Origin of the sequence: Pseudomonas sp. TH10 (assembly GCF_016651255.1) — a bacterium.
Taxonomy (GTDB): Bacteria; Pseudomonadota; Gammaproteobacteria; order Pseudomonadales; family Pseudomonadaceae; genus Aquipseudomonas.
On the sequence record NZ_JAEKEG010000095.1, the window covers coordinates 1 to 21872 of the forward strand.

21 protein-coding genes and 1 pseudogene are annotated in these 21872 nt (G+C 57.6%); 3 read left to right on the top strand and 19 right to left on the bottom strand.

What is annotated here, in order from left to right; all coding sequences use genetic code 11:
* Window positions 1-7: 7 nt before the first annotated feature.
* From nuoI to JFT80_RS25530, 19 genes and pseudogenes are all read right to left on the bottom strand, one after another.
* Window positions 8-556 carry an NADH-quinone oxidoreductase subunit NuoI gene (nuoI, locus tag JFT80_RS14865; RefSeq protein ID WP_374091360.1) on the bottom strand — a complete coding sequence of 183 codons (549 nt, stop codon included), beginning with the start codon at window positions 554-556 and terminating at the stop codon, window positions 8-10.
* Between the two features lie 9 nt (window positions 557-565).
* Window positions 566-1573 (bottom strand): NADH-quinone oxidoreductase subunit NuoH, encoded by a 1008-nt coding sequence (gene nuoH / locus JFT80_RS14870; RefSeq protein WP_201148377.1) that lies wholly within the window; start codon window positions 1571-1573, stop codon window positions 566-568.
* A complete protein-coding gene (gene nuoG, locus JFT80_RS14875) occupies window positions 1570-4284 on the bottom strand; it encodes an NADH-quinone oxidoreductase subunit NuoG (RefSeq protein ID WP_201148378.1) in 2715 nt (904 codons plus the stop codon). The genes nuoH and nuoG overlap by 4 nt, the downstream gene beginning before the upstream one ends.
* A gap of 133 nt (window positions 4285-4417) precedes the next feature.
* The gene (nuoF, locus tag JFT80_RS14880) at window positions 4418-5773 is read right to left on the bottom strand and encodes an NADH-quinone oxidoreductase subunit NuoF (protein ID WP_008082856.1); all 1356 of its coding nucleotides are present in this window, start codon (window positions 5771-5773) and stop codon (window positions 4418-4420) included.
* On the bottom strand, window positions 5770-6267 hold the full coding sequence (gene nuoE / locus JFT80_RS14885) for an NADH-quinone oxidoreductase subunit NuoE (RefSeq protein WP_007920186.1): 498 nt from the start codon (window positions 6265-6267) through the stop codon (window positions 5770-5772). The genes nuoF and nuoE overlap by 4 nt, the downstream gene beginning before the upstream one ends.
* A gap of 2 nt (window positions 6268-6269) precedes the next feature.
* Window positions 6270-8054, bottom strand: coding sequence for an NADH-quinone oxidoreductase subunit C/D (nuoC, locus tag JFT80_RS14890; RefSeq protein WP_201148379.1), 1785 nt, complete (start codon window positions 8052-8054; stop codon window positions 6270-6272).
* 73 nt (window positions 8055-8127) lie between these two features.
* A complete protein-coding gene (locus JFT80_RS14895) occupies window positions 8128-8802 on the bottom strand; it encodes an NADH-quinone oxidoreductase subunit B family protein (protein WP_201148380.1) in 675 nt (224 codons plus the stop codon).
* A gap of 10 nt (window positions 8803-8812) precedes the next feature.
* On the bottom strand, window positions 8813-9226 hold the full coding sequence (locus JFT80_RS14900) for an NADH-quinone oxidoreductase subunit A (protein WP_003223812.1): 414 nt from the start codon (window positions 9224-9226) through the stop codon (window positions 8813-8815).
* 261 nt (window positions 9227-9487) lie between these two features.
* A complete protein-coding gene (locus JFT80_RS23645) occupies window positions 9488-9664 on the bottom strand; it encodes a hypothetical protein (RefSeq protein ID WP_207187803.1) in 177 nt (58 codons plus the stop codon).
* 109 nt (window positions 9665-9773) lie between these two features.
* The gene (gene aceA / locus JFT80_RS14905) at window positions 9774-11099 is read right to left on the bottom strand and encodes an isocitrate lyase (protein WP_201148381.1); all 1326 of its coding nucleotides are present in this window, start codon (window positions 11097-11099) and stop codon (window positions 9774-9776) included.
* Between the two features lie 474 nt (window positions 11100-11573).
* Window positions 11574-12326 (bottom strand): secretin N-terminal domain-containing protein, encoded by a 753-nt coding sequence (locus JFT80_RS14910; RefSeq protein ID WP_201148382.1) that lies wholly within the window; start codon window positions 12324-12326, stop codon window positions 11574-11576.
* Window positions 12327-12545: 219 nt separating this feature from the next.
* A complete protein-coding gene (locus JFT80_RS14915) occupies window positions 12546-12971 on the bottom strand; it encodes a GNAT family N-acetyltransferase (RefSeq protein ID WP_016987414.1) in 426 nt (141 codons plus the stop codon).
* A complete protein-coding gene (locus JFT80_RS14920) occupies window positions 12964-14133 on the bottom strand; it encodes a cupin domain-containing protein (RefSeq protein WP_201148383.1) in 1170 nt (389 codons plus the stop codon). Before JFT80_RS14920 ends, JFT80_RS14915 begins: the two co-directional genes overlap by 8 nt.
* 86 nt (window positions 14134-14219) lie before the next feature.
* Window positions 14220-15590, bottom strand: a complete 1371-nt coding sequence (gene purB, locus JFT80_RS14925) for an adenylosuccinate lyase (RefSeq protein ID WP_201148384.1) — start codon at window positions 15588-15590, stop codon at window positions 14220-14222.
* 126 nt (window positions 15591-15716) lie between these two features.
* Window positions 15717-16340, bottom strand: a complete 624-nt coding sequence (hflD, locus tag JFT80_RS14930) for a high frequency lysogenization protein HflD (RefSeq protein ID WP_201148385.1) — start codon at window positions 16338-16340, stop codon at window positions 15717-15719.
* Window positions 16337-17461 (bottom strand): tRNA 2-thiouridine(34) synthase MnmA, encoded by a 1125-nt coding sequence (mnmA, locus tag JFT80_RS14935; protein ID WP_201148386.1) that lies wholly within the window; start codon window positions 17459-17461, stop codon window positions 16337-16339. The genes hflD and mnmA overlap by 4 nt, the downstream gene beginning before the upstream one ends.
* A gap of 59 nt (window positions 17462-17520) precedes the next feature.
* A complete protein-coding gene (locus JFT80_RS14940) occupies window positions 17521-17967 on the bottom strand; it encodes an NUDIX hydrolase (protein ID WP_201148387.1) in 447 nt (148 codons plus the stop codon).
* 198 nt (window positions 17968-18165) lie between these two features.
* A pseudogene (locus tag JFT80_RS14945) lies at window positions 18166-19470 on the bottom strand (NADP-dependent isocitrate dehydrogenase); the annotation flags it as partial.
* 337 nt (window positions 19471-19807) lie between these two features.
* Complete coding sequence (locus JFT80_RS25530) at window positions 19808-19930, bottom strand: divergent PAP2 family protein (protein WP_374091359.1); 123 nt, start codon at window positions 19928-19930, stop codon at window positions 19808-19810.
* 626 nt (window positions 19931-20556) lie between these two features.
* Between JFT80_RS25530 and JFT80_RS25535 the strand changes: the two genes are divergently transcribed.
* The 3 genes from JFT80_RS25535 (at window position 20557) to JFT80_RS14965 (ending at window position 21556) form a co-directional block, all read left to right on the top strand.
* Window positions 20557-20733: a M17 family peptidase N-terminal domain-containing protein gene (locus JFT80_RS25535; protein ID WP_201148390.1), complete on the top strand. Its 177-nt coding sequence runs from the start codon at window positions 20557-20559 to the stop codon at window positions 20731-20733.
* A 255-nt stretch (window positions 20734-20988) separates the two neighbouring features.
* Window positions 20989-21150, top strand: coding sequence for a hypothetical protein (locus tag JFT80_RS14960; protein WP_201148388.1), 162 nt, complete (start codon window positions 20989-20991; stop codon window positions 21148-21150).
* Window positions 21140-21556 carry a hypothetical protein gene (locus JFT80_RS14965; RefSeq protein WP_201148389.1) on the top strand — a complete coding sequence of 139 codons (417 nt, stop codon included), beginning with the start codon at window positions 21140-21142 and terminating at the stop codon, window positions 21554-21556. Before JFT80_RS14960 ends, JFT80_RS14965 begins: the two co-directional genes overlap by 11 nt.
* Window positions 21557-21872 lie beyond the last annotated feature (316 nt).

The window sequence follows — 21872 nt, forward strand, 5'->3', positions numbered from 1 at the left end:
TTCTTCCTTAAGGCAGCAAGCTCTTCACGTTGATCGGTTCGGCTTCGTTCTGTGCGGAGCCTTTCGGCTTGCCAGCGATTGCCATACCTGCAACACGATAGAAGTTGTAATCAGGGTTTTTGCCGGGGCCGGAGATCAACAGATCTTCTTTCTCGTACACCAGGTCCTGACGTTTGAACTCGGCCATCTCGAAATCCGGTGTCAGCTGGATTGCGGTGGTCGGACAGGCTTCCTCGCAGAGACCGCAGAAAATGCAGCGCGAGAAGTTGATACGGAAGAAGTCCGGGTACCAGCGACCGTCTTCGGTTTCAGCTTTCTGCAGCGAGATGCAACCCACCGGGCAAGCCACGGCGCACAGGTTGCAGGCTACGCAACGCTCTTCGCCGTCGGGGTCGCGGGTCAGGACGATACGACCACGGTAGCGTGGTGGCAGGTAGACCGCTTCTTCCGGGTATTGCAGGGTGTCACGCTTGCGGAAGCCATGGCCGAAGACCATGACCAGGCTGCGCAACTGGGTGAAGAAGCCATGCACGATGTCAATTATGTACTTCATGATTCTCTATCCTCACTGAACCGCGACTGCAGGCGTGTTCCACAACACGACCGCAGCGGTCACCAGCAAATTGATCAGGGTCAGTGGCAGGCAGAATTTCCAGCTGAAATCCATCACCTGGTCATAACGCGGACGCGGGATAGAAGCGCGCAGCAAGATGAACAGCATGATGAAGAACGCGGTCTTCAGTGCGAACCAGAGGAAGGACAGTTGCGGCAAGATGCCGAACGGACCGTGCCAGCCACCGAAGAACAGGGTGACCAGCAGCGCCGAGATCAAGATGATGCCGATGTATTCACCAACGAAGAACATGCCCCATTTCATACCGGCGTATTCAATGTGGTAACCGTCGGCCAGTTCCTGTTCCGCTTCCGGCTGGTCGAACGGGTGACGGTGAGTCACGGCGACGCCAGCGATGAAGAAGGTACAGAAGCCGAAGAACTGCGGAATGATGAACCACAGGTTCTGTGCCTGGTACTCGACGATGTCGCGCATGTTGAACGAGCCGACCTGTACCACGATGCCCATCAGCGCGAGGCCCATGAACACTTCGTAGGACACGGTCTGCGCCGAAGCACGCAAGCTGCCCAGCAGTGCGAACTTGTTGTTACTCGACCAGCCGGCGAACAACACCGCGTAGACCGACAGGCCCGCCATGGCGAAGAAGAACAGCAAGCCGATGTTCAGATCCGCGACGCCCCAGGTCGGGGTGATCGGGATGATCGCAAACGCGATCAGCAAGGCGGACATGGCCACGACCGGTGCCAGGGTGAAGATCATTTTGTCGGCAAACGGCGGGGTCCAGTCTTCCTTGAAGAACATCTTCAGCATGTCGGCGGCGATCTGGAACATACCAAACGGGCCAACGCGGTTCGGACCGTAACGGTCCTGCCAGAGGGCAAGCAAACGACGCTCGACCCAGCTCAGCAGCGCGCCGCACACCACCACGGCGAGCAGAATCACGATGGCCTTGAGAACCGCGATGATCACGTCAATCACTTCAGGCGTGAACCAGGTCATTGAGCTGCCTCCTGCAGACCGTCAACGGATTTGCCGAAGATCGCCGGTGGAATCCCGGCGATACCCGCTGGCAATGCAACCAGACCGGCACCCAGCTCTTCGTTGATCCGCAGTGGCAGACGCAGGGTCTGGCCGGCCACGTTCAAGCTGAGCAAGGCACCCTCGTTGACACCCAGGCGATCGGCTTCGGATTTGGCCAAAGCGACATAAGCAGCCGGAATACGCTCTTGAACCGGCGCGGCCTTGGAAGAGTTCTCTTCGCTGCCGAACAGGTGGAAGAACGGCACGGCCTGCCAGGTACCCGGAGCCGGGTTGAATGCACGCGGTACAGCGGCGAACCAGTTCAGCGAATCGCCGGTGCTTTCGATCAGGCGGGTGCCTGGGTCGCCAGCGCGGATGTGCCCACCGACTTCGTCCTGGAACTTGTTCCACGCTTGTGGCGAGTTCCAGCCCGGAGACCAGGCGAAAGGAACCTGCTGACGCGGTTCAACCGAACCCGAGTAACCTTCCATGGAGAAGGCGAACGCGGTGTCTTTGTCTTGCGGGGTGCGTGGTTCGTGAACGCTGATGTCGGCGCGCATTGCGGTGCGACCGGAATAACGCAGCGGCTCACGCGCCAGTTTCAGACCCTTGATGCGGAACGCCGCGGACGGTGCTGCGTCGACGATACGCGCCAGTTGCGCGGTGCTCGAAGCAACGGCAGCGGTGACGTGGTCGAGTTGCGTCCAGTCGATCGGCTGGTTCAGCAGCGTCGAGCGCAGTGCGTGCAGCCAGCGCCAGCCTTCGTGAACCAGAATGCTTGCATCCAGGTATTGCGGATCGAAAACCTGGAAGAAGCGCTGGGCGCGACCTTCCTGACTGACCAGCGTACCGTCGCCTTCGGCGAAGCTTGCCGCCGGCAGTACCAGGTGCGCGCGGTCGCTGGTAGCCGTCTTCTGATGATCAGCAACGATCACTACTTTCGCAGCGTTCAGTGCCGCATCAACCAGCGCCTTGTCGGTACGGGTGTACAGATCGTTTTCCAGCACGACCAGTGCGTCGGCCTGGCCATCGATCACGGCCTGCAGCGCTTCGTCGACCGAGTTGCCACCCAGCATGGCCAGGCCGAGGCTGTTGGCTTCCGGCACGATCAGGCTGATCGAACCGTTCTTCTCGCGCAGTTTAAGGGCTTTGGCGATGTTGGCAGCGGCTTCGATCAAGGCTTTCGAGCCCAGCGAAGTACCGGCGATGATCAGCGGACGTTTGGCAGCGAGCAGGGCATCAGCAATGCGCTTGGCCAGTTCCAGTGCTTCGGCGTCCAGACCTTCAACGGCCGGAGCGCTGGCGTCCAGCGCGTGAGCAACGGCGAAACCGATGCGCGCCAGATCGTCCGGAGCGGCGTGAACGCATTCTTCAGCGATGTCGTCGAGCTTGGTTTCCGCCAGGCTGGCGATGAACAGCGGGTTCAGCGCGTGCTGACCGATGTTCTTCACCGCGGCGTCGAGCCAAGGTTGAACGCGCATGGCTTCGGCCATGTCTTCAGCCTTGCCTTTGACCGATTGACGCAGCGACAGCGCCATACGCGCGGCGGTCTGGGTCAGGTCTTCACCGAGGACGAAAATGGCGTCGTGGTCTTCGATGTCGCGCATGTTTGGCACAGGCAGCGGGCTGTCGTTCAGCACCTGCATGACCAGGCGAATGCGTTCCAGCTCGGCGGCTTCGATACCGGAGTAGAAGTGCTCGGCGCCGACCAGTTCGCGCAACGCGTAGTTGCTCTCGAGGCTGGCACGGGGCGAACCGATACCGACGATGTTGCGACCGCGCAGCAGGTCAGCGGCTTTATCCAGCGCTTCGTCGAGGCTCAGTTTGGTGCCGTCGGCCAGCAGCGGCTGACGTGGACGGTCGGTGCGGTTGACGTAGCCATAACCGAAACGGCCACGGTCGCACAGGAAGTACTGGTTCACCGAACCGTTGAAACGGTTTTCGATGCGACGCAGCTCGCCGTAACGCTCGCCCGGGGAGATGTTGCAACCGCTCGAGCAGCCATGGCAGATGCTCGGCGAGAACTGCATGTCCCACTTGCGGTTGTAGCGCTCGGAGTGAGTCTTGTCGGTGAACACACCGGTCGGGCAGACCTCGGTGAGGTTGCCGGAGAACTCGCTTTCCAGGGTGCCGTCTTCAACGCGACCGAAGTACACGTTGTCGTGGGCGCCGAACACACCGAGGTCGGTGCCGCCGGCGTAATCCTTATAGAAACGCACACAGCGGTAGCAAGCGATGCAGCGGTTCATTTCGTGGGAAATGAACGGGCCCAGTTGCTGGTTCTGGTGGGTGCGTTTGGTGAAGCGATAACGGCGCTCGTTGTGGCCGGTCATCACGGTCATGTCTTGCAGGTGGCAGTGACCGCCTTCTTCGCACACAGGGCAGTCGTGCGGGTGGTTGGTCATCAGCCATTCAACAACACTGGCGCGGAACGCTTTGGATTCTTCATCTTCGATGGAGATCCAGGTGTTGTCGGTGGCAGGCGTCATGCACGACATGACGATGCGACCACGGGTGTCGTTCTCGTCAGTGTACTGCTTGACCGCGCACTGGCGGCAAGCCCCGACGCTACCAAGCGCGGGGTGCCAGCAGAAATATGGAATGTCGAGGCCCAGCGACAGACATGCCTGTAACAGGTTGTCTGCCCCGTCGACTTCGAGCGCTTTGCCGTCTACGTGGATAGTGGCCATGGTTCAAAGGTCTTCGTTGGCCCGGTGTCAGCGGGCGTGGCTAATGGAATCTTGTTATCCGTGCGAATCAAACCAGCCTCGAAAGGCGTCATCGCAGGAGGCGAAGGGCCCAGGCCCTTCACCTGTTAAGCGTTTACGCGCCGATTACGATCGGCCTTGCCAGAGGCGGGACGGCGGCGCTGACAGGCGCGATACCGGCTTCGAACTCTGGACGGAAGTATTTGATGGCACTGCCCAACGGTTCCACGGCACCCGGTGCGTGAGCACAGAAGGTCTTGCCTGGGCCGAGGAAGTTGACCAGACCCAGCAGGGTCTCGATGTCGCCTGGCTGACCGCGGCCTTCTTCGATGGCCATCAGGAGCTTGACGCTCCATGGCAAACCATCACGGCACGGGGTGCAGAAGCCGCACGACTCGCGAGCGAAGAACTGCTCCATGTTGCGCAGCAGCGACACCATGTTGACGCTGTCATCCACCGCCATGGCCAGGCCGGTACCCATACGGGTGCCCACTTTGGCGATGCCGCCGGCGTACATTTGTGCGTCGAGGTGCTCAGGCAGGAGGAAACCGGTACCGGCGCCACCCGGCTGCCAGGCCTTGAGTTTGAAACCGTCGCGCATGCCGCCGGCGTAGTCTTCGAACAACTCGCGACCGGTGACGCCGAACGGCAATTCCCACAGGCCCGGGTTTTTGACTTTGCCGGAGAAGCCCATGAGCTTGGTGCCCATGTCTTCACTGCCTTCGCGCGCCAACGATTTGTACCAGTCAACGCCGTCGGCAATGATCGCCGGCACGTTGCACAGGGTCTCAACGTTGTTCACGCAAGTCGGCTTGCCCCACACGCCAACAGCGGCAGGGAAGGGCGGCTTGGAGCGCGGGTTGGCGCGGCGGCCTTCGAGGGAGTTGATCAGTGCGGTTTCTTCACCGCAGATGTAACGCCCGGCGCCGGTGTGGACGAACAGCTCGAAATCAAAACCCGATCCCAGGATGTTCTTGCCCAAAAGACCAGCAGCCTTGGCTTCTTCCACGGCACGGTTGAGGTGCTTGGCGGCGGTGGTGTATTCGCCACGCAGGAAGATGTAGCCACGGTAGGTTTTCAGCGCTCGAGCACTGATCAGCATGCCTTCGATCAGCAGATGGGGCAGTTGCTCCATCAGCATGCGGTCTTTCCAGGTGTTCGGTTCCATTTCATCCGCGTTGCACAGCAGGTAGCGGATGTTGATGGATTCGTCTTTGGGCATCAGGCCCCACTTCACGCCAGTGGGGAAGCCTGCACCGCCGCGACCTTTCAAGCCTGCGTCTTTCACGGTCTGAACGATGGCGTCCTGATCCATGTCGGCGAAGGCTTTGCGCGCAGCGGCGTAACCGTTCTTGGCCTGGTACTCGTCGAGCCACACGGCTTCGCCGTCGTCCCGCAGACGCCAGGTCAGCGGGTGAGTCTCGGCCGAACGCTGGATGCGGTTGGCCGGGCCGAAAGATGTCAGGGTCATACGTAGCCCTCGAGCAGTTTGGCGACGCCAGCAGGCTGTACATCACCAAAGGTGTCGTCGTCGATCATCAGCGCCGGTGCCTTGTCGCAGTTGCCGAGGCAGCAGACAGGCAGCAGGGTGAAACGACCGTCGGTGGTGGTCTGACCCAGGCCGATGCCCAGATTGTTCTGGATTTCGCTGACCACAGACTCGTGGCCGCCGATGTAGCAGACCATGCTGTCGCAGACGCGAATGATGTGACGGCCAACCGGCTGACGGAAAATCTGGCTGTAGAACGTCGCCACACCTTCAACGTCGCTGGCCGGGATGCCGAGGATCTCGCCGATTGCGTACAAGGCGCCATCCGGCACCCAGCCGCGTTCTTTCTGAACGATCTTCAGGGCTTCGATCGACGCCGCGCGCGGGTCTTCGTAGTGATGCAGCTCGTGCTCGATGGCCGAGCGCTCGGTTTCACTCAGGGTGAAACGGTCTGTCTGGATAAGCGTGCTGTTCATGCTTAGCGGTCCACGTCGGCCATAACGAAGTCGATACTACCCAGGTACGCAATCAAGTCCGCGACCATGCTGCCTTTGATCACCGAAGGGATCTGTTGCAGATGCGGGAAGCTTGGAGTACGGATCCGGGTACGGTAGCTCATGGTGCCGCCGTCGCTCGTCAGGTAATAACTGTTGATGCCCTTGGTCGCCTCGATCATCTGGAAGGATTCGTTGGCCGGCATCACCGGGCCCCACGAAACTTGCAGGAAGTGCGTGATCAAGGTTTCGATGTGCTGCAGCGTGCGCTCTTTCGGCGGCGGCGTGGTCAGCGGGTGATCCGCCTTGTACGGGCCTTCCGGCATGTTGCGCATGCACTGGTCGATGATCTTGATGCTCTGGCGCATCTCTTCGACGCGAACCATGCAGCGGTCATAGGCATCGCCGTTGGCGGCCAGCGGTACTTCGAACTCGAAGTTCTCGTAGCCGGAGTATGGACGCGCTTTACGCAGGTCGAAGTCGCAACCGGTCGAACGCAGGCCAGCACCGGTGACGCCCCATTCCAGGGCCTCTTTGGTGTTGTAGGCAGCGACGCCGATGGTACGGCCCTTGAGGATGCTGTTTTGCAGGGCAGCCTTGGTGTACTCGTCGAGGCGTTTTGGCAGCCACTCAACGAAGTCTTTCACCAGTTTGTCCCAGCCGCGTGGCAGATCGTGAGCGACGCCGCCGATGCGGTACCAGGCCGGGTGCAGACGGAAACCGGTAATGGCTTCGATCACCGTGTACGCCTTCTGGCGGTCGGTGAAGGTGAAGAAGACCGGGGTCATCGCACCAACGTCCTGGATGTAAGTCCCCAGGAACAGCAAGTGGCTGGTGATGCGGAAGAACTCGGCCATCATGATGCGGATGACGTCGACCTTCTCGGGCACCTTGATGCCGGCCAGCTTCTCGACCGAGAGCACGTACGGCAGGTTGTTCATCACGCCGCCGAGGTAGTCGATACGGTCGGTGTACGGGATGAAGCTGTGCCACGACTGACGCTCGGCCATTTTCTCGGCACCACGGTGGTGGTAACCGATGTCCGGCACGCAGTCGACGATCTCTTCACCGTCCAGTTGCAGGATGATACGGAACGCACCGTGCGCAGAAGGGTGGTTCGGGCCCAGGTTGAGGAACATGTAGTCCTCGTTGGTCCCGGAACGCTTCATGCCCCAGTCTTCAGGGCGGAAGCGCGCGGCTTCTTCCTCAAGCTGTTGCTTGGCGAGGGTGAGGCTGTACGGATCGAATTCGGTAGCGCGCGCCGGGAAGTCCTTGCGCAGCGGGTGACCTTCCCAGGTCGGCGGCATCATGATGCGCGACAGGTGCGGGTGGCCTTTGAAGTCGATGCCGTACATGTCCCAGACTTCACGCTCGTACCAGTTGGCGTTCGGCCAGATACCGGTGATGGTCGGCAAGCTCAGGTCGCTCTCGGACAAGGCGACTTTGATCATCACGTCACTATTACGCTCAAGCGACATGAGGTGATAGAACACGGTGAACTCGGCGTCCGATGGCAGCCCTTGACGCTTGGTGCGCAGACGCTCGTCCACGCCGTGCAGGTCATAGAGCATGACGTACGGCTTGGGCAGGTTGCGCAGGAAGGTCAGGACTTCGACGAGTTTGGCGCGGGCCACCCACAGCACCGGCATGCCGGTGCGGGTTGCCTGGGCGGTGAACGCCTCAGGGCCAAAACGGTTGTTCAATTCAACGACCACATCCTGGTCGTCTGCCTTATAAGGCGGGATGTACAGAGCGCTGCCTGTAGTCATGGTTATTTTTTCGCTTTCGGTCAACGTAAAGAATGAAGCCAGCTTCTCGTTTCTTTGTAAGAACAGATCTGGATCAGACTTCGTCAGGGCTGCGCAGGTTGGTGACTGCGATTCGCTGTTCGCGGCGCTGTTCCTTTTGCGAAGGCATGTCGGCGCGATAAACGCCTTGATCACCAACGACCCAGGAAAGCGGACGACGCTCCTGTCCAATCGATTCCTGCAACAGCATCAAGCCTTGCAGAAATGCTTCTGGACGGGGCGGGCAGCCAGGTACGTAGACGTCCACCGGCAGGAACTTGTCCACCCCTTGAACCACGGAGTAGATGTCGTACATGCCACCGGAGTTAGCGCACGAACCCATGGAAATAACCCACTTCGGCTCGAGCATTTGCTCGTAGAGACGCTGAATGATCGGCGCCATCTTGATGAAGCAGGTACCGGCGATAACCATGAAGTCGGCCTGACGCGGCGATGCCCGAATAACCTCGGCGCCAAAGCGCGCGATGTCGTGGGGCGCCGTGAAGGCGGTGGTCATTTCCACGTAGCAGCACGACAAGCCGAAGTTGTACGGCCACAGGGAGTTCTTGCGCCCCCAGTTGATCGTGCCGTTAAGCACGTCTTCGAGCTTGCCCATGAAGATGTTTTTGTGGACTTGATCTTCTAACGGATCGGAAACGGTTTCCCGCTCGCCAATCGGATACTGCTCGTTAGGAGCATCGGGGTCGATTCTGGTGAGATTGTATTGCATTGCCAAAGCCTCATTGTTTCAGCTTCGCCTGCCGCTTGCGACGAGCTTCCGGAGCCCAGTCAAGGGCGCCCACTCGGAACAGGTAGACAAGACCTGCCAACAGAATTGCTATGAAAACGAGAGCTTCGACGAATCCGGTCCAGCCGCTTTCGCGGACGGACACAGACCATGCAAAGAGAAAGAGGGCTTCGATATCGAAGATCACGAACAGCATCGCGACCAGATAGAATTTGGCTGAGAGCCGCAAGCGGGCGCCACCGGTAGGTAGCATGCCCGACTCGAACGGTTCGTTTTTGCTGCGGCCCCAGGCTTTTGACCCGAGGAGGCTGGAGACGCCGAGCATGAAGGCACACAGGCCGACTACACCCAGAAGGAAAATGGCAAAGCCCCAGTTGTGGGCCATGAGTCCTGTCGCTTCGGGCATGCTGGTAATCCTTAACAGAGAGCAAAGGTCTCTGAGCTTGATAAAGAAATAAGGCAGTGACGATATGTCGCAGCAATCAATCGCGCTGATTTTATGGCTAAACACCCTGCAAGTAAAATTCCTATAGCGAAATTATTTATTGGAATAAGGACATAGCGCACCTCGGCTGCCCCGTAGCCCATGCGTTGCGGGCATTAGCCGGGTTTTAGTGAATTATGTTTTGTTGAGAATGTAACGAGCATAGTTGCTGCTAAATGATAATCAATATTGTTTGGCGCGATTTTGTAACTGTTTAACGGGTGAGGTATTGGGAAGTTGTCTTATATGCGCGCAACTGTAGGCGCTGTCGAGTGAAACGCGGCTGCGATCTTTTGAATTTTTCAACGACATCAAAAGATCGCAGCCTGCGGCAGCTCCTACAGGATTTTGTTGTTTCACGAAATCCCATGCAAAAAAACGCCCCGAACCAGTCGGGGCGTCAGTCTTGCGGCTCTGCGGTTAGCTTTCTATACGATCCGCAGAGGCCGTTTGCTCAGGCGAAGCAGAATCAGTGGAACTGTTCTTCTTCAGTCGAACCGGTCAGCGCGGTTACCGAAGACGAGCCACCCTGAATCACGGTGGTCATGTCGTCGAAGTAGCCGGTGCCCACTTCCTGCTGGTGAGCCACGAAGGTGTAACCCTTGGCGGCGTCAGCGAATTCCTGCTCTTGCAGCTTCACGTAGGCAGTCATGTCGTTGCGGGCGTAGTCGTGCGCCAGGTTGAACATGCTGTGCCACATGTTGTGAATGCCGGCCAGGGTGATGAACTGGTGCTTGTAACCCATGGCGGACAGTTCGCGCTGGAACTTGGCGATGGTCGCGTCGTCCAGGTTTTTCTTCCAGTTGAAGGAAGGCGAGCAGTTGTACGACAGCAGTTGGTCCGGGTATTCCTTCTTGATCGCTTCAGCAAAGCGACGGGCTTCGTCCAGATCCGGCTTGGCGGTTTCGCACCAGATCAGGTCGGCGTATGGCGCGTAAGCCAGGCCACGAGCGATTGCTTGATCCAGACCTGCACGAACCTTGTAGAAACCTTCCTGAGTGCGTTCGCCAGTCACGAACGGCTGGTCGTACGGATCGCAATCGGAGGTCAGCAGGTCAGCAGCGTTAGCGTCGGTACGGGCCAGGATGATGGTCGGGGTACCGGCAACGTCAGCCGCCAGACGTGCAGCGGTCAGCTTCTGTACGGCTTCCTGAGTTGGAACCAGTACTTTACCGCCCATGTGACCGCATTTTTTCACGGAGGCCAGTTGGTCTTCGAAGTGAACGCCGGCGGCGCCTGCTTCGATCATGCTCTTCATCAGCTCGTAAGCGTTCAGAACGCCACCGAAACCGGCTTCAGCGTCAGCCACGATCGGCGCGAAGTAGTCGATGTAGCCTTGGTCGCCCGGGTTCTTGCCGGCTTTCCACTGGATCTGGTCTGCACGACGGAACGAGTTGTTGATGCGCTTGACCACGGTTGGAACCGAATCCACCGGGTACAGCGACTGGTCCGGGTACATGGATTCTGCGGAGTTGTTGTCCGCAGCAACCTGCCAGCCCGACAGGTAGATCGCCTGGATACCGGCTTTAACCTGTTGAACAGCCTGGCCGCCGGTCAGGGCGCCCATGCAGTTGACGAAATCTTTCTCAGGACGGAAGGCTGGCTTGGCACCCTGGGTGACCAGGTTCCACAGCTTCTCGGCGCCCATTTTTGCAAAGGTGTGCTCAGGTTGAACCGAGCCACGCAGACGGACGACGTCAGCAGCGGAGTAAGTGCGTGTCACGCCTTTCCAGCGCGGGTTTTCAGCCCAGTCTTTTTCGAGGGCTGCAATTTGCTGTTCGCGTGTCAGTGCCATGGAGATAAACCTCGTCGCGTCTTTTATGAAAAGTTGTTCTGCGGTGGAAAATTCCTGCGCTCGCTGACCAGAAGCTTAGGTGGTCAAGTCGGATTTGGCGGGGTAGGCGACGGGATGAACGATGGGCTCGAGGGGAAGTGAGCAGGTAGTGGCGGACTGTGGGCGCATGCGGGCGTCGTGGGCCTTAATACGAACTACAGTGTGATGCCGGGTTACCTAATTACGCTTCCGTCCCTCGGGACAACTTCGTTCCAGTCGGCAACCTCGTCAAACACACCTTGTGGGCGGTACAGACACGAAGCGGTTCGCGGGGTAGGTGCGAACATCGCTTCGAAGGCCCTTGCCAGGGCCTCTGATTAGCGGGAGCGAGGCCATCATGCCTTCGCTTTTTTGGCTCGTCAAACGTTTTGTAGTGCTTTTTTTTAAGCACTACATCTTTCGTCTAATACGACTAATCAGTCAGTTTTCGGTGCTTTAGTCCAAGGCGTCGACTTTCACTCGCAAGGTCATGTCATCCCGGCCTTGAGTCGAGTAGCTGCGGGCCAGGCCTTGTTTGTCGGCCTGAGTCTGGCTGTTTACGCCGGCGAGGGTGATCCATTCGCCGAGGCGTCCGCTGACGGTTGTGTCGGTGCTTTGCACGTTCACTACATCGGGACGTTCCTGGCTCATGCGGTCACGGTTGGTACTGATTGCCAGGTGAACGATGTCGCCGGTGACGCTGGCCGTGACATAGAAGCCCTGGGTCACGTTGCGGTATTGAGTCTGGCTGCTGTAATCGCCGTAGGAATTGCTCTGGCTGCTGGTGATTGGCACGCTTTGGCCGACCTGAATCAGCGCCGGCGCGCCTTCACTGGCCTGCACTTGCTGAATACCACCGTTGCGGCTGGTGGTGCTGCGGCTAATGATGCGAGTCTGGGCGCCGTTCACCGAATAGCCTTCATCGCCGCGACCGTTGTTTTCATTGGTGTCGACGGTGATCAGCAGGCGCTTGGGTGCGGTGTCGAGCCGAGTGATCAGCGCCTTGAGCTCCTGAATCTTGTCCGGCTCGGCCTGGATGATCAGTTGGTTGCCGTAGGCGCTGACCTGACCGTCCTTGCCGATGAAGTCCTGTGCCATCGGCAGCATGTCGGCGCTGGTGTGGTAGTTCAGCGGCACTATCTCGGTGGCTGCGCTGAGCGAAAAACTGCAGCTCAGCAGCAGCGTGGTGAGCAGGGTGCGTAGGGACATGTCCGTTATCTCCGCCAAATAAACAAAGCCCGTAGGAGCTGCCGAAGGCTGCGATCTTTTGATCCTGCCTTTGATTGATATTGCCAGTTTGTCGGCCCGGGGTGGGGCAAGTTGAATCACAGACAGCAAAACGCCCCGGCATCCGGAGATGGCGGGGCGGTTTGTGATGGTGTTCACGCTTTTGTGGCGAGGGAGCAGGCTCCCTCGCCACAGGTGTGCTTAAGCCGAGTGACGCACCATGTCGACATGCGGAATCCCGGCTTCGAGGAATTCCTCGCTGACCAGGCTAAAGCCCAAGCGCTCATAAAACGCCGTGGCCTGCACCTGCGCGCTGAGCATTTGCTCTTTCAAGCCGCGCGCTTCCGCTTCGGCAATCACTGCTTGCATCAGCGCATCACCGACCTTCATCCCGCGCCAGTCTTTCAGCACCGAAACCCGGCCAATGTGGCCGTCCGGCAGCAAGCGCGCAGTGCCAATCGGAAAGTCGCCTTCAAACGCCAGAAAATGCACGGCGGTCGCGTCATCCGCGTCCCATTCCAGCTCAGGTGGCACCGATTGCTCGGCAATGAACACCGTTTCACGAATGCGCCGGATCTCGGCGATGTCCTTCTGCCAGTCTGCGACACGTACGCGAATCTTATTCATCGGCGAACCCCAGGCTCCCTTGCTTGACCAGCTCGCACAGCAGGCCGCGACCGTCTTCGTCATTCAGCCACTCACCAAGGTTGTCGGCATGCAGGGCGTCAGCGGCGCAGATCAGCTTCAGCAGTTCGCGCAGTTTGCCCGGCAGATAACGGCTCTGACCGCTTGCGAACAGCAGCAGATCGTCATCGACTTCCGACCAGGCCAAGCGTGCGCTCGGGTTGCGGATCAGCACGGCGCCATCTTGCAGAGCGCTGAGGAAATCTTCTTCTTCGACGTCTTCCGGGCCAACCACCAGCTCTGGGTAACGCGGCTCGGTCATGTATTGGCCGAACCAGGTCAGCAGCAGGCGCTCGTCGCTCATGTGTTCGGCGAGCAGGCTTTTCAGGCGATCCAGTGCGTCATGTTGAATCTGGTGCGGATCGACGGCTGGCTTGGCGTCGGCGTCGGTGTAGCGCTCTTCGTCAGTCAGGAACTGGCTGAGGAAGTCGGTGAAGTGGGTCAGCACTTCGGAAGCGCTTGGCGCACGGAAACCGACCGAGTAGGTCATGCAGTTGTCCACGGCTACACCGCAGTGGGCCAGACGCGGCGGCAGGTAGAGCATGTCGCCCGGTTCCAGCACCCACTCTTCGGTTTCGTGGAATTCGGCGAGGATGCGCAGGTCCGCATGTTGCAGCAGCGGGCTCTCGGAATCGCACATCTGGCCGATTTTCCAGTTGCGCTTGCCGTGGCCTTGCAGCAGGAACACGTCGTAGTTGTCGAAGTGCGGACCGACGCTGCCGCCTGGTGCGGCGAAGCTGATCATCACGTCATCGACGCGCCAGCTTGGCAGAAAGCGGAAGTTTTCCAGCAGTTCAGCGACTTCCGGGACGAACTGGTCAACGGCTTGAACCAGCAGGGTCCAGTCCTGTTCCGGCAGCTTGCTGAATTCGTCTTCGGCGAATGGGCCGCGGCGCAATTCCCACGGGCGCTCGCCGTTTTCGATCACCAGGCGCGATTCGACTTCTTCTTCCAGGGCCAGGCCGGCCAGTTCGTCGGCGTCGATCGGGCTTTCGAAGTCAGGAATTGCCTGGCGGATCAGCAGTGGCTTTTTCTGCCAGTAGTCGCGCAGGAATTCGCGCGCCGTGATGCCGCCCAGAAGTTGAAGAGGAATATCGGGATTCATATGTAACCTATTGAAAAAAAGCACTTTTCAGACGGGAATAAAAACGCCCGGCGCGGCCGGGCGTCTCAAACGGGTCAAACGGTCGATCAGATGCGTTTGGCTTGCGCTACGGCGTTGCCGATGTAGTTGGCCGGGGTCAGTTGCTTGAGCTCGGCTTTCGCTTCGGCTGGCATGTCCAGGCCGTCGATGAAAGTCTGCAACGCTTCAGGGCTGATGCCCTTGCCGCGGGTCAGTTCTTTCAGTTTTTCGTACGGGTTTTCGATGTTGTAGCGGCGCATCACGGTCTGGATCGGCTCGGCCAATACTTCCCAGCAAGCGTCGAGGTCGGCAGCAATCTTTTGAGCGTTCAGCTCGAGCTTGCTGATGCCTTTGAGGCTGGCTTCGTAAGCGATCACGCTGTGGGCGAAGCCGACACCGAGGTTGCGCAGTACGGTGGAGTCGGTCAGGTCGCGCTGCCAGCGGGAGATCGGCAGTTTGCTCGCCAGGTGCTGGAACAGTGCGTTGGCGATGCCAAGGTTGCCTTCGGAGTTTTCGAAGTCGATCGGGTTGACCTTGTGCGGCATGGTCGACGAACCGATTTCGCCAGCGATGGTGCGCTGCTTGAAGTAACCCAGGGAGATGTAGCCCCAGATGTCACGGTCGAAGTCGATCAGAATGGTATTGAAGCGCGCGATCGCGTCGAACAGTTCGGCGATGTAGTCGTGCGGCTCGATCTGCGTGGTGTACGGGTTGAAGCCCAGACCCAGCTCGTCTTCGATGAAGGCGCGGGCGTTCGCTTCCCAGTCGATCTGCGGGTAGGCCGACAGGTGCGCGTTGTAGTTGCCCACGGCGCCGTTGATCTTGCCCAGCAAAGGCACGGCAGCGACCTGGGCGATCTGGCGCTCGAGACGATAAACCACGTTCGCCAGCTCTTTGCCCAGGGTGGTCGGCGAGGCCGGTTGACCGTGGGTGCGCGACAGCATCGGCACGTCAGCGAAACGGATCGCCAGTTCGCGGATGGCGTCGGCGGTCTGGCGCATCAGCGGCAGCATCACGTCATCACGGCCTTCGCGCAGCATCAGGGCGTGGGACAGGTTGTTGATGTCCTCGCTGGTGCAGGCAAAGTGGATGAATTCGCTGACGGCCGCCAGTTCAGGCAGCTTGGCCGCTTGCTCTTTGAGCAGGTATTCGATGGCCTTGACGTCGTGGTTGGTGGTGCGCTCGATCTCTTTGACGCGCTCGGCGTGCTCCAGCGAGAAGTTTTCAGCCAGGGTGTTCAAGACGGCGTTGGCCTCGGCGGAGAAGGCTGGCACTTCAGGGATGCCAGCGTGGGCGGCCAGGCGCTGGAGCCAGCGCACTTCAACCAGAACGCGGGCACGGATCAGGCCGTACTCGCTGAAAATCGGGCGCAGGGCCTGGGTTTTGCCGGCGTAGCGGCCGTCAACAGGGGAAACCGCAGTGAGCGAAGAAAGCTGCATGGGGTGTTCTCGGACAGTCGGGCAACGAAATGGGGCGCGTATCATACATGAAAAAATCCGCCGGTCCGTTGCCAACTGACCGGCGTATTACGCGTTACAGATCAAAATCGGTGTAGCGGGCGCTGTTCAGCTACTGCGCATCAACGGATACAGCTCTTTGAGCAGCTTGCGCCGGCTGATTACCAACTGCCAGCGATGACCGCCGAGCTGTCGCCACAAGCGTGCCGAACGGATGCCGGCGAGGAGCAGGGCGCGGATCTTCGAGGCATTGCTCGGCTGCTGCAGGTTGCGCATGTCGCCGTGCACCTGAATGCGTTGGCGCAGGGTGCTCAAGGTGTCCTGATACAGCGCACCGCAGGCGGCGACCACGTTCTCGTGGGCCGGGCCGAAATGCTCGACTTGCGACTGAATCTGCGGCAGGCGCTTACCGATGGTGTCGAGCATGTCGTCACGTTTGGCCAGTTGGCGTTCGAGACCGAGCATCGACAGTGCATAACGCAAAGGTTCGCGCTGCAAAGTGCTCGGGTCGCGTTCAAGCGCGCCGATCAATGCGCGGTAGCCTTCGCGCAAATTGAGATCGTCGCCGCCGTACACGTCCAGCGTGTCCTTCGGGTCGCGCACCAGCAGACTGCCGAGCATGCAGCTCAGGCCGGCTTCGCTGGTCTGCCCGGTCTTGGCGATCCGGTCAACCAGCACGGCGGCCAGAAACACGCCGCCCAGCGCCGTCAGTTGCTCCTGAGTCGGGCTCATGCCTGGCCGCTCCACGGCTCGGCGACTTCGATTACGCCGCCGCCGAGGCAGATTTCACCGTCATAGAACACCACCGATTGGCCCGGTGTCACCGCACGTTGCGGTTCGTCGAACACGGCGCGATAGCCGTTGGCGGTTTTTTCCAGGGTGCAGGCTTGATCGCTCTGGCGATAGCGAACCTTGGCCGTCAGGCGCAGCGGCTGGCTCAGGTCGATCGGGTTGACCCAGTAGATTTCCGAAGCGAGCAGGGCGCTGGAGAACAGCCACGGATGGTTGTTGCCCTGGCCGACGATCAGCTCGTTGGTGTCCAGGTCCTTGCGCAGCACGTACCACGGCTCATCGCCGGCGTCTTTCAAGCCGCCAATGCCGAGGCCCTGTCGCTGACCGATGGTGTGGTACATCAAGCCGTGGTGGCGGCCGATGACTTCGCCTTCGGTGGTTTTGATTTCGCCCGGTTGCGCCGGCAGGTATTGCTTGAGGAAATCGCTGAAGCGTCGTTCGCCGATAAAGCAGATCCCGGTGGAATCCTTCTTCTTGGCGGTCGCCAGTTCGTATTTCTCGGCAATTGCGCGCACTTCCGGCTTTTCCAGTTCGCCGACCGGGAACAGGGTCTTGGCGATCTGTTCGCCGCCGACGGCGTGCAGGAAGTAGCTCTGATCCTTGTTCGGATCGAGGCCTTTGAGCAATTCGGTGCGACCCTCGATGTCGCGGCGGCGCACGTAGTGACCGGTGGCGATCAGGTCGGCGCCGAGCATCATGGCGTAATCGAGGAACGCCTTGAACTTGATTTCGCGGTTGCACAGGATGTCCGGGTTCGGCGTGCGCCCGGCCTTGTATTCGGCCAGGAAGTGTTCGAACACGTTGTCCCAGTACTCTGCAGCGAAGTTGGCGGTGTGCAGTTTGATACCAATCTTGTCGCACACAGCCTGCGCATCCGCCAGGTCGTCCATGGCGGTGCAGTATTCCGTTCCGTCGTCTTCTTCCCAGTTCTTCATGAACAGGCCTTCCACTTCATAACCCTGCTCGATCAGCAGGAGAGCGGAAACGGAAGAGTCCACGCCGCCGGACATGCCGACAATGACGCGCTTCTTGGATGTGTCAGAAGGGGCTGGATCACGCATAGGGATTCAATGAGTGTCTTGAAAAAGGACGCGATTCTATCAGGCTCACGGCCTCAAGGCTAAAGAGAAGGGCGGATCAGTTCGAGGCCGAAGTGATTGCCCGCCAGATAATCGTCGATGCAACGGATGATCAGTTCACTGCGCCAGTTGTCGCGTTGAGCCATTAATTCTTCGCGGGTCAGCCACTTGGCGCCGACGATGCCGTCGTCGAGCTGGTAGTCGGGGTGATGTTTCAAGGCTTTGGCGCTGAAGCAGACGCGCTGGTAGGTCACGCCGTTGCTTGGGGCGGTGTACAGGTAAATGCCGATGACGCCGGTGGGTTCGACGTCCCAGCCGGTTTCTTCGAGGGTTTCACGCACGGCGGCTTCGATCAGGGTCTCGTCCGGGTCGAGATGGCCCGCGGGCTGGTTGAGTACGTTGCGTCCGGCTTTGTGTTCTTCAACCATCAGGAAGCGGCCGTTGTCTTCGACGATCGTGGCGACGGTGATGTGGGGGAGCCATTCCATAAAATGCCCTCAATGGTGAACATTGAAATCCGATCCCTGTGGGAGCTGGCTTGCCAGCGATGGCGGTGGGTCAGGCAACATCAATGTTGAATGTGCCGGCCTCATCGCTGGCAAGCCAGCTCCCACAGGGCTTCGCGTTTTCTTCAAAAGCAAAAACCCCGGCACAAGGCCGGGGTTTGTGATGTTCCCACTACAACCTTAAACCAGCGCAGCAATCGCCGCGTTGAGGGTTGCGCTTGGGCGCATGGCCTTGCTGATCAGCTCGGCATTGGCGTGGTAGTAACCGCCGATGTCGACTGGCTGGCCCTGTACGGCGTTGAGTTCGGCAACGATGGTTGCTTCGTTCTCGGTCAGAGTCTTGGCCAGAGTCGCGAACTGCGCTTGCAGTGCAGCGTCTTCAGTCTGGGCGGCCAGAGCCTGAGCCCAGTACATCGCCAGGTAGAAGTGGCTGCCGCGGTTGTCGATGTTGCCGACTTTGCGCGATGGCGACTTGTTGTTGTCGAGGAACTGGCCAGTGGCCTGATCCAGGGTCTTGGCCAGCACCAGGGCTTTCGGGTTGTTGTAAGTAACACCCAAATGCTCCAGGGAAGCGGCCAGGGCCAGGAACTCGCCCAGGGAATCCCAGCGCAGGAAGTTCTCTTCAACCAGTTGCTGCACGTGCTTCGGAGCCGAACCGCCGGCGCCGGTTTCGAACAGACCACCGCCGTTCATCAGCGGTACGATCGACAGCATCTTGGCGCTGGTGCCCAGTTCCATGATCGGGAACAGGTCAGTCAGGTAGTCGCGCAGTACGTTGCCGGTCACCGAAATGGTGTCCTTGCCTTCGCGGGTGCGCTGCAGGGTGAACTTCATTGCGTCGACCGGCGCCATGATCTGGATGTCCAGACCGGCCGTGTCGTGATCCTTCAGGTAAGCCTGAACCTTCTCGATCACTACGCCGTCGTGAGCGCGCATTGGGTCGAGCCAGAAGATCGCCGGGGTGCTGCTGGCGCGAGCACGATTGACGGCCAGTTTGACCCAGTCCTGGATCGGCGCGTCTTTGGTCTGGCACATGCGGAAGATATCGCCAGCTTCAACAGCCTGCTCCATCAGCAGGGTGCCTTTGCTGTCGGTTACGCGAACCACACCGTCAGCCTTGATCTGGAAGGTCTTGTCGTGCGAGCCGTACTCTTCGGCTTTCTTCGCCATCAGGCCAACGTTTGGCACGCTGCCCATGGTGGTCGGATCGAAAGCGCCATTGGCTTTGCAATCTTCGATCACAGCCTGGTAGATGGTCGCGTAGCAACGATCCGGGATCACAGCCTTGGTGTCGTGCAACTGACCGTCAGTGCCCCACATCTTGCCGGAGTCACGGATCATCGCTGGCATCGAAGCGTCGACGATAACGTCGCTCGGCACGTGCAGGTTGGTGATGCCTTTGTCGGAGTTGACCATCGCCAGCGATGGGCGAGCGGCATAGACCGCAGCCATGTCAGCTTCGATCTGTGCTTGCTGATCCTTCGGCCGAAGCCTTAAATCGGTAGCTTGCTTCGTTCCGTCAGTTTGGGTGTTTAACCAAGCGTTGAAACACAATACTCTCGTTTTCGCATTTATCGTTGGATTTTTCGCGTTTTTCAAAAGGTGCGCCGCTTCAGCTCTGTATTGCTTGGGCAAAGAGAGATTATTTTTCGCATGGTAACCACCTACCCTTGAAAGATAAAAAAGTGAAGAATAAGTGCAATGAATACTCCTGTTAAGGCAAAAAAGACCTCAATAGGTTTATGGCCTAGCAGTTCCTTTAATTGTTGCTGTTTCTGTTTCTCCGCTTTTCTGCCAATTCTTTGCTTGCTCGACAAACGTATTAAAGTCTGTTACGAGTTGATTTAAGACGGCACCATAATTCTCCTGCCTGCCGTCTTACTCCAGTCGCATCAAACATCGTGATGACGGCGAATATGGTAGCAACGGCAAGACAAGAGTCCATTCCGGTTTTCTATCCCCACGGCTACGGTAAGAGCACGGCCGCTGAGTGAGAGCTTGGCATACCGCCAGTCGAGGGATTAGAGTGACCAGTTAACTTTACGAAAAGCGATAAAATGAATGGGTACTTTAATGAATTGAGCAAGAAATGGCATGTTGGAGATTAATCTTTTGATTAAAAGGGAAGTTAAAAAATAATTCCAAAGTATCAGCCTTCTTTCTGATTATAAAATAACGTTGAAATCTATATAAAGGTGAATAAGTAATCTTGCTTCTTTCATCGGACGATTTGGCCCTTATTATACTTTCCATCAAATCCTGTCGATTACCTGCTTGTAAGAGTAAATATGATCTTTCTTATACTATTTCTCTAAAGGTGGGTATTCTAAACTATATCTTATTATTATTAACATTGGTCCTTATTCGAAAATTTCGGAAGATTTCGTTATAATAAAAGATAAATCGAACGGAGGAGGTATCAGAATGTTTACAGTAAAAAATTCATGAATATAGATGTAATCTGAAGAATGCCTGATTATAGGCGTTTTTGACCGGCCCATAAATTTGCCGGTATAGGAAAGAAGCCGATGAAAGTATCCGGTCAACTTACTGAATTAGTGAGCAGGTGAAATCTCTTTCAAGAAAAAATCAGTTGTAAAAATACATACATTAGGAAAATTAGGTGTAAAGAGATTGATCTTTGTAGGGTTGGGCAAGGATAAAGAGCTTACCCTTGAAACGTTGCGTGAAGCTCTGGGTAAATCGTGTAAAACAATTGCAAAATCAAAACTACGACGCTTTCGATAGCATTGGACACATTTACGTGACTGAAAACTTAGATACTTACTAGATAACGCCCACGCCTTTTCTGGGCTTTCGAGCTGGCTTCCTATAAGTTTGCGGGCTACAAACAAAAATCGAATCAGGCTGAAAAATATTGAATCAATTACGGTCTATAGTGAATTTGATAACAGAAGAAGTTGGAGGTGCCCTTCATGTTGGCCGTGTATTTTTGGAAGCAACGAATTCAGCCAGAACATTGGTTAACACCAAGGAATTTTGTTGACATCAAAGGATCTAGCTGACTATTCATCTACTTTAGGTGAACGTTATGGTTTTGAAGTAGAAATCCTTGAGAAAGAAGACATGCTCAAGCTAGGTATGGGTGCTCTTCTTGCAGTTAATCAAGGGTCGGTCGAACCTCCGAAAATGATTGTCACTTAAGTATCCAGGCAAAGAAGAATGGACAGATGTTATCGGGTTGGTGGGAAAAGGTATCACTTTTGATACTGGTGGCTACTCATTGAAAACGAAGGCTGGAATCGTCGGAATGAAGACGGATATGGGAGGAGCAGCGGCGGTTTTAGGTGCAATGGAAATTATAGGTGAATTAGGACCGGATCAAAATGTCGTAGCTGTCATTCCTTCTACTGATAACATGATCAGCGGCGATGCCTTTAAGCCGGATGATGTGATTACTGTATATGAGCGGCAAAACGGTCGAGGTATTAATACTGATGCGGAAGGACGCGGCTACATTTGGCGGATCTTGCCCTCGTGGTTCATCACGCCGAACGGTGCGGGAATACTTCAGGCAAGTTCAACCTCAACTGGTGGTAATGTGTTATAACATTTACAGGCTAATGGATACGCCAGCTTCTGTTCCCCGCTCAAGTAACTGCGGCAAGGCATTCCCTGAAGCAGAGTCACCCAAGCTCTCGAAGGAAGCGGAAGTTTGATGCTGCGGCGTCTGCCGAAATACCGAAAAAAGGCCAAAAAGGCTTTGGTGCTGCTTTACCGACCGACGCCGGTTTGAAAATATTACCAGAATTGTTGAACTTCGGACCTTACCAGCTCTTCAGCGTTTTGCCTGCCGGGCATTTATAGAATAATTCGCCGGGTGTTTACTCTGAGTGTGCCGGAACATCCACGGCTCAATTGGTTTC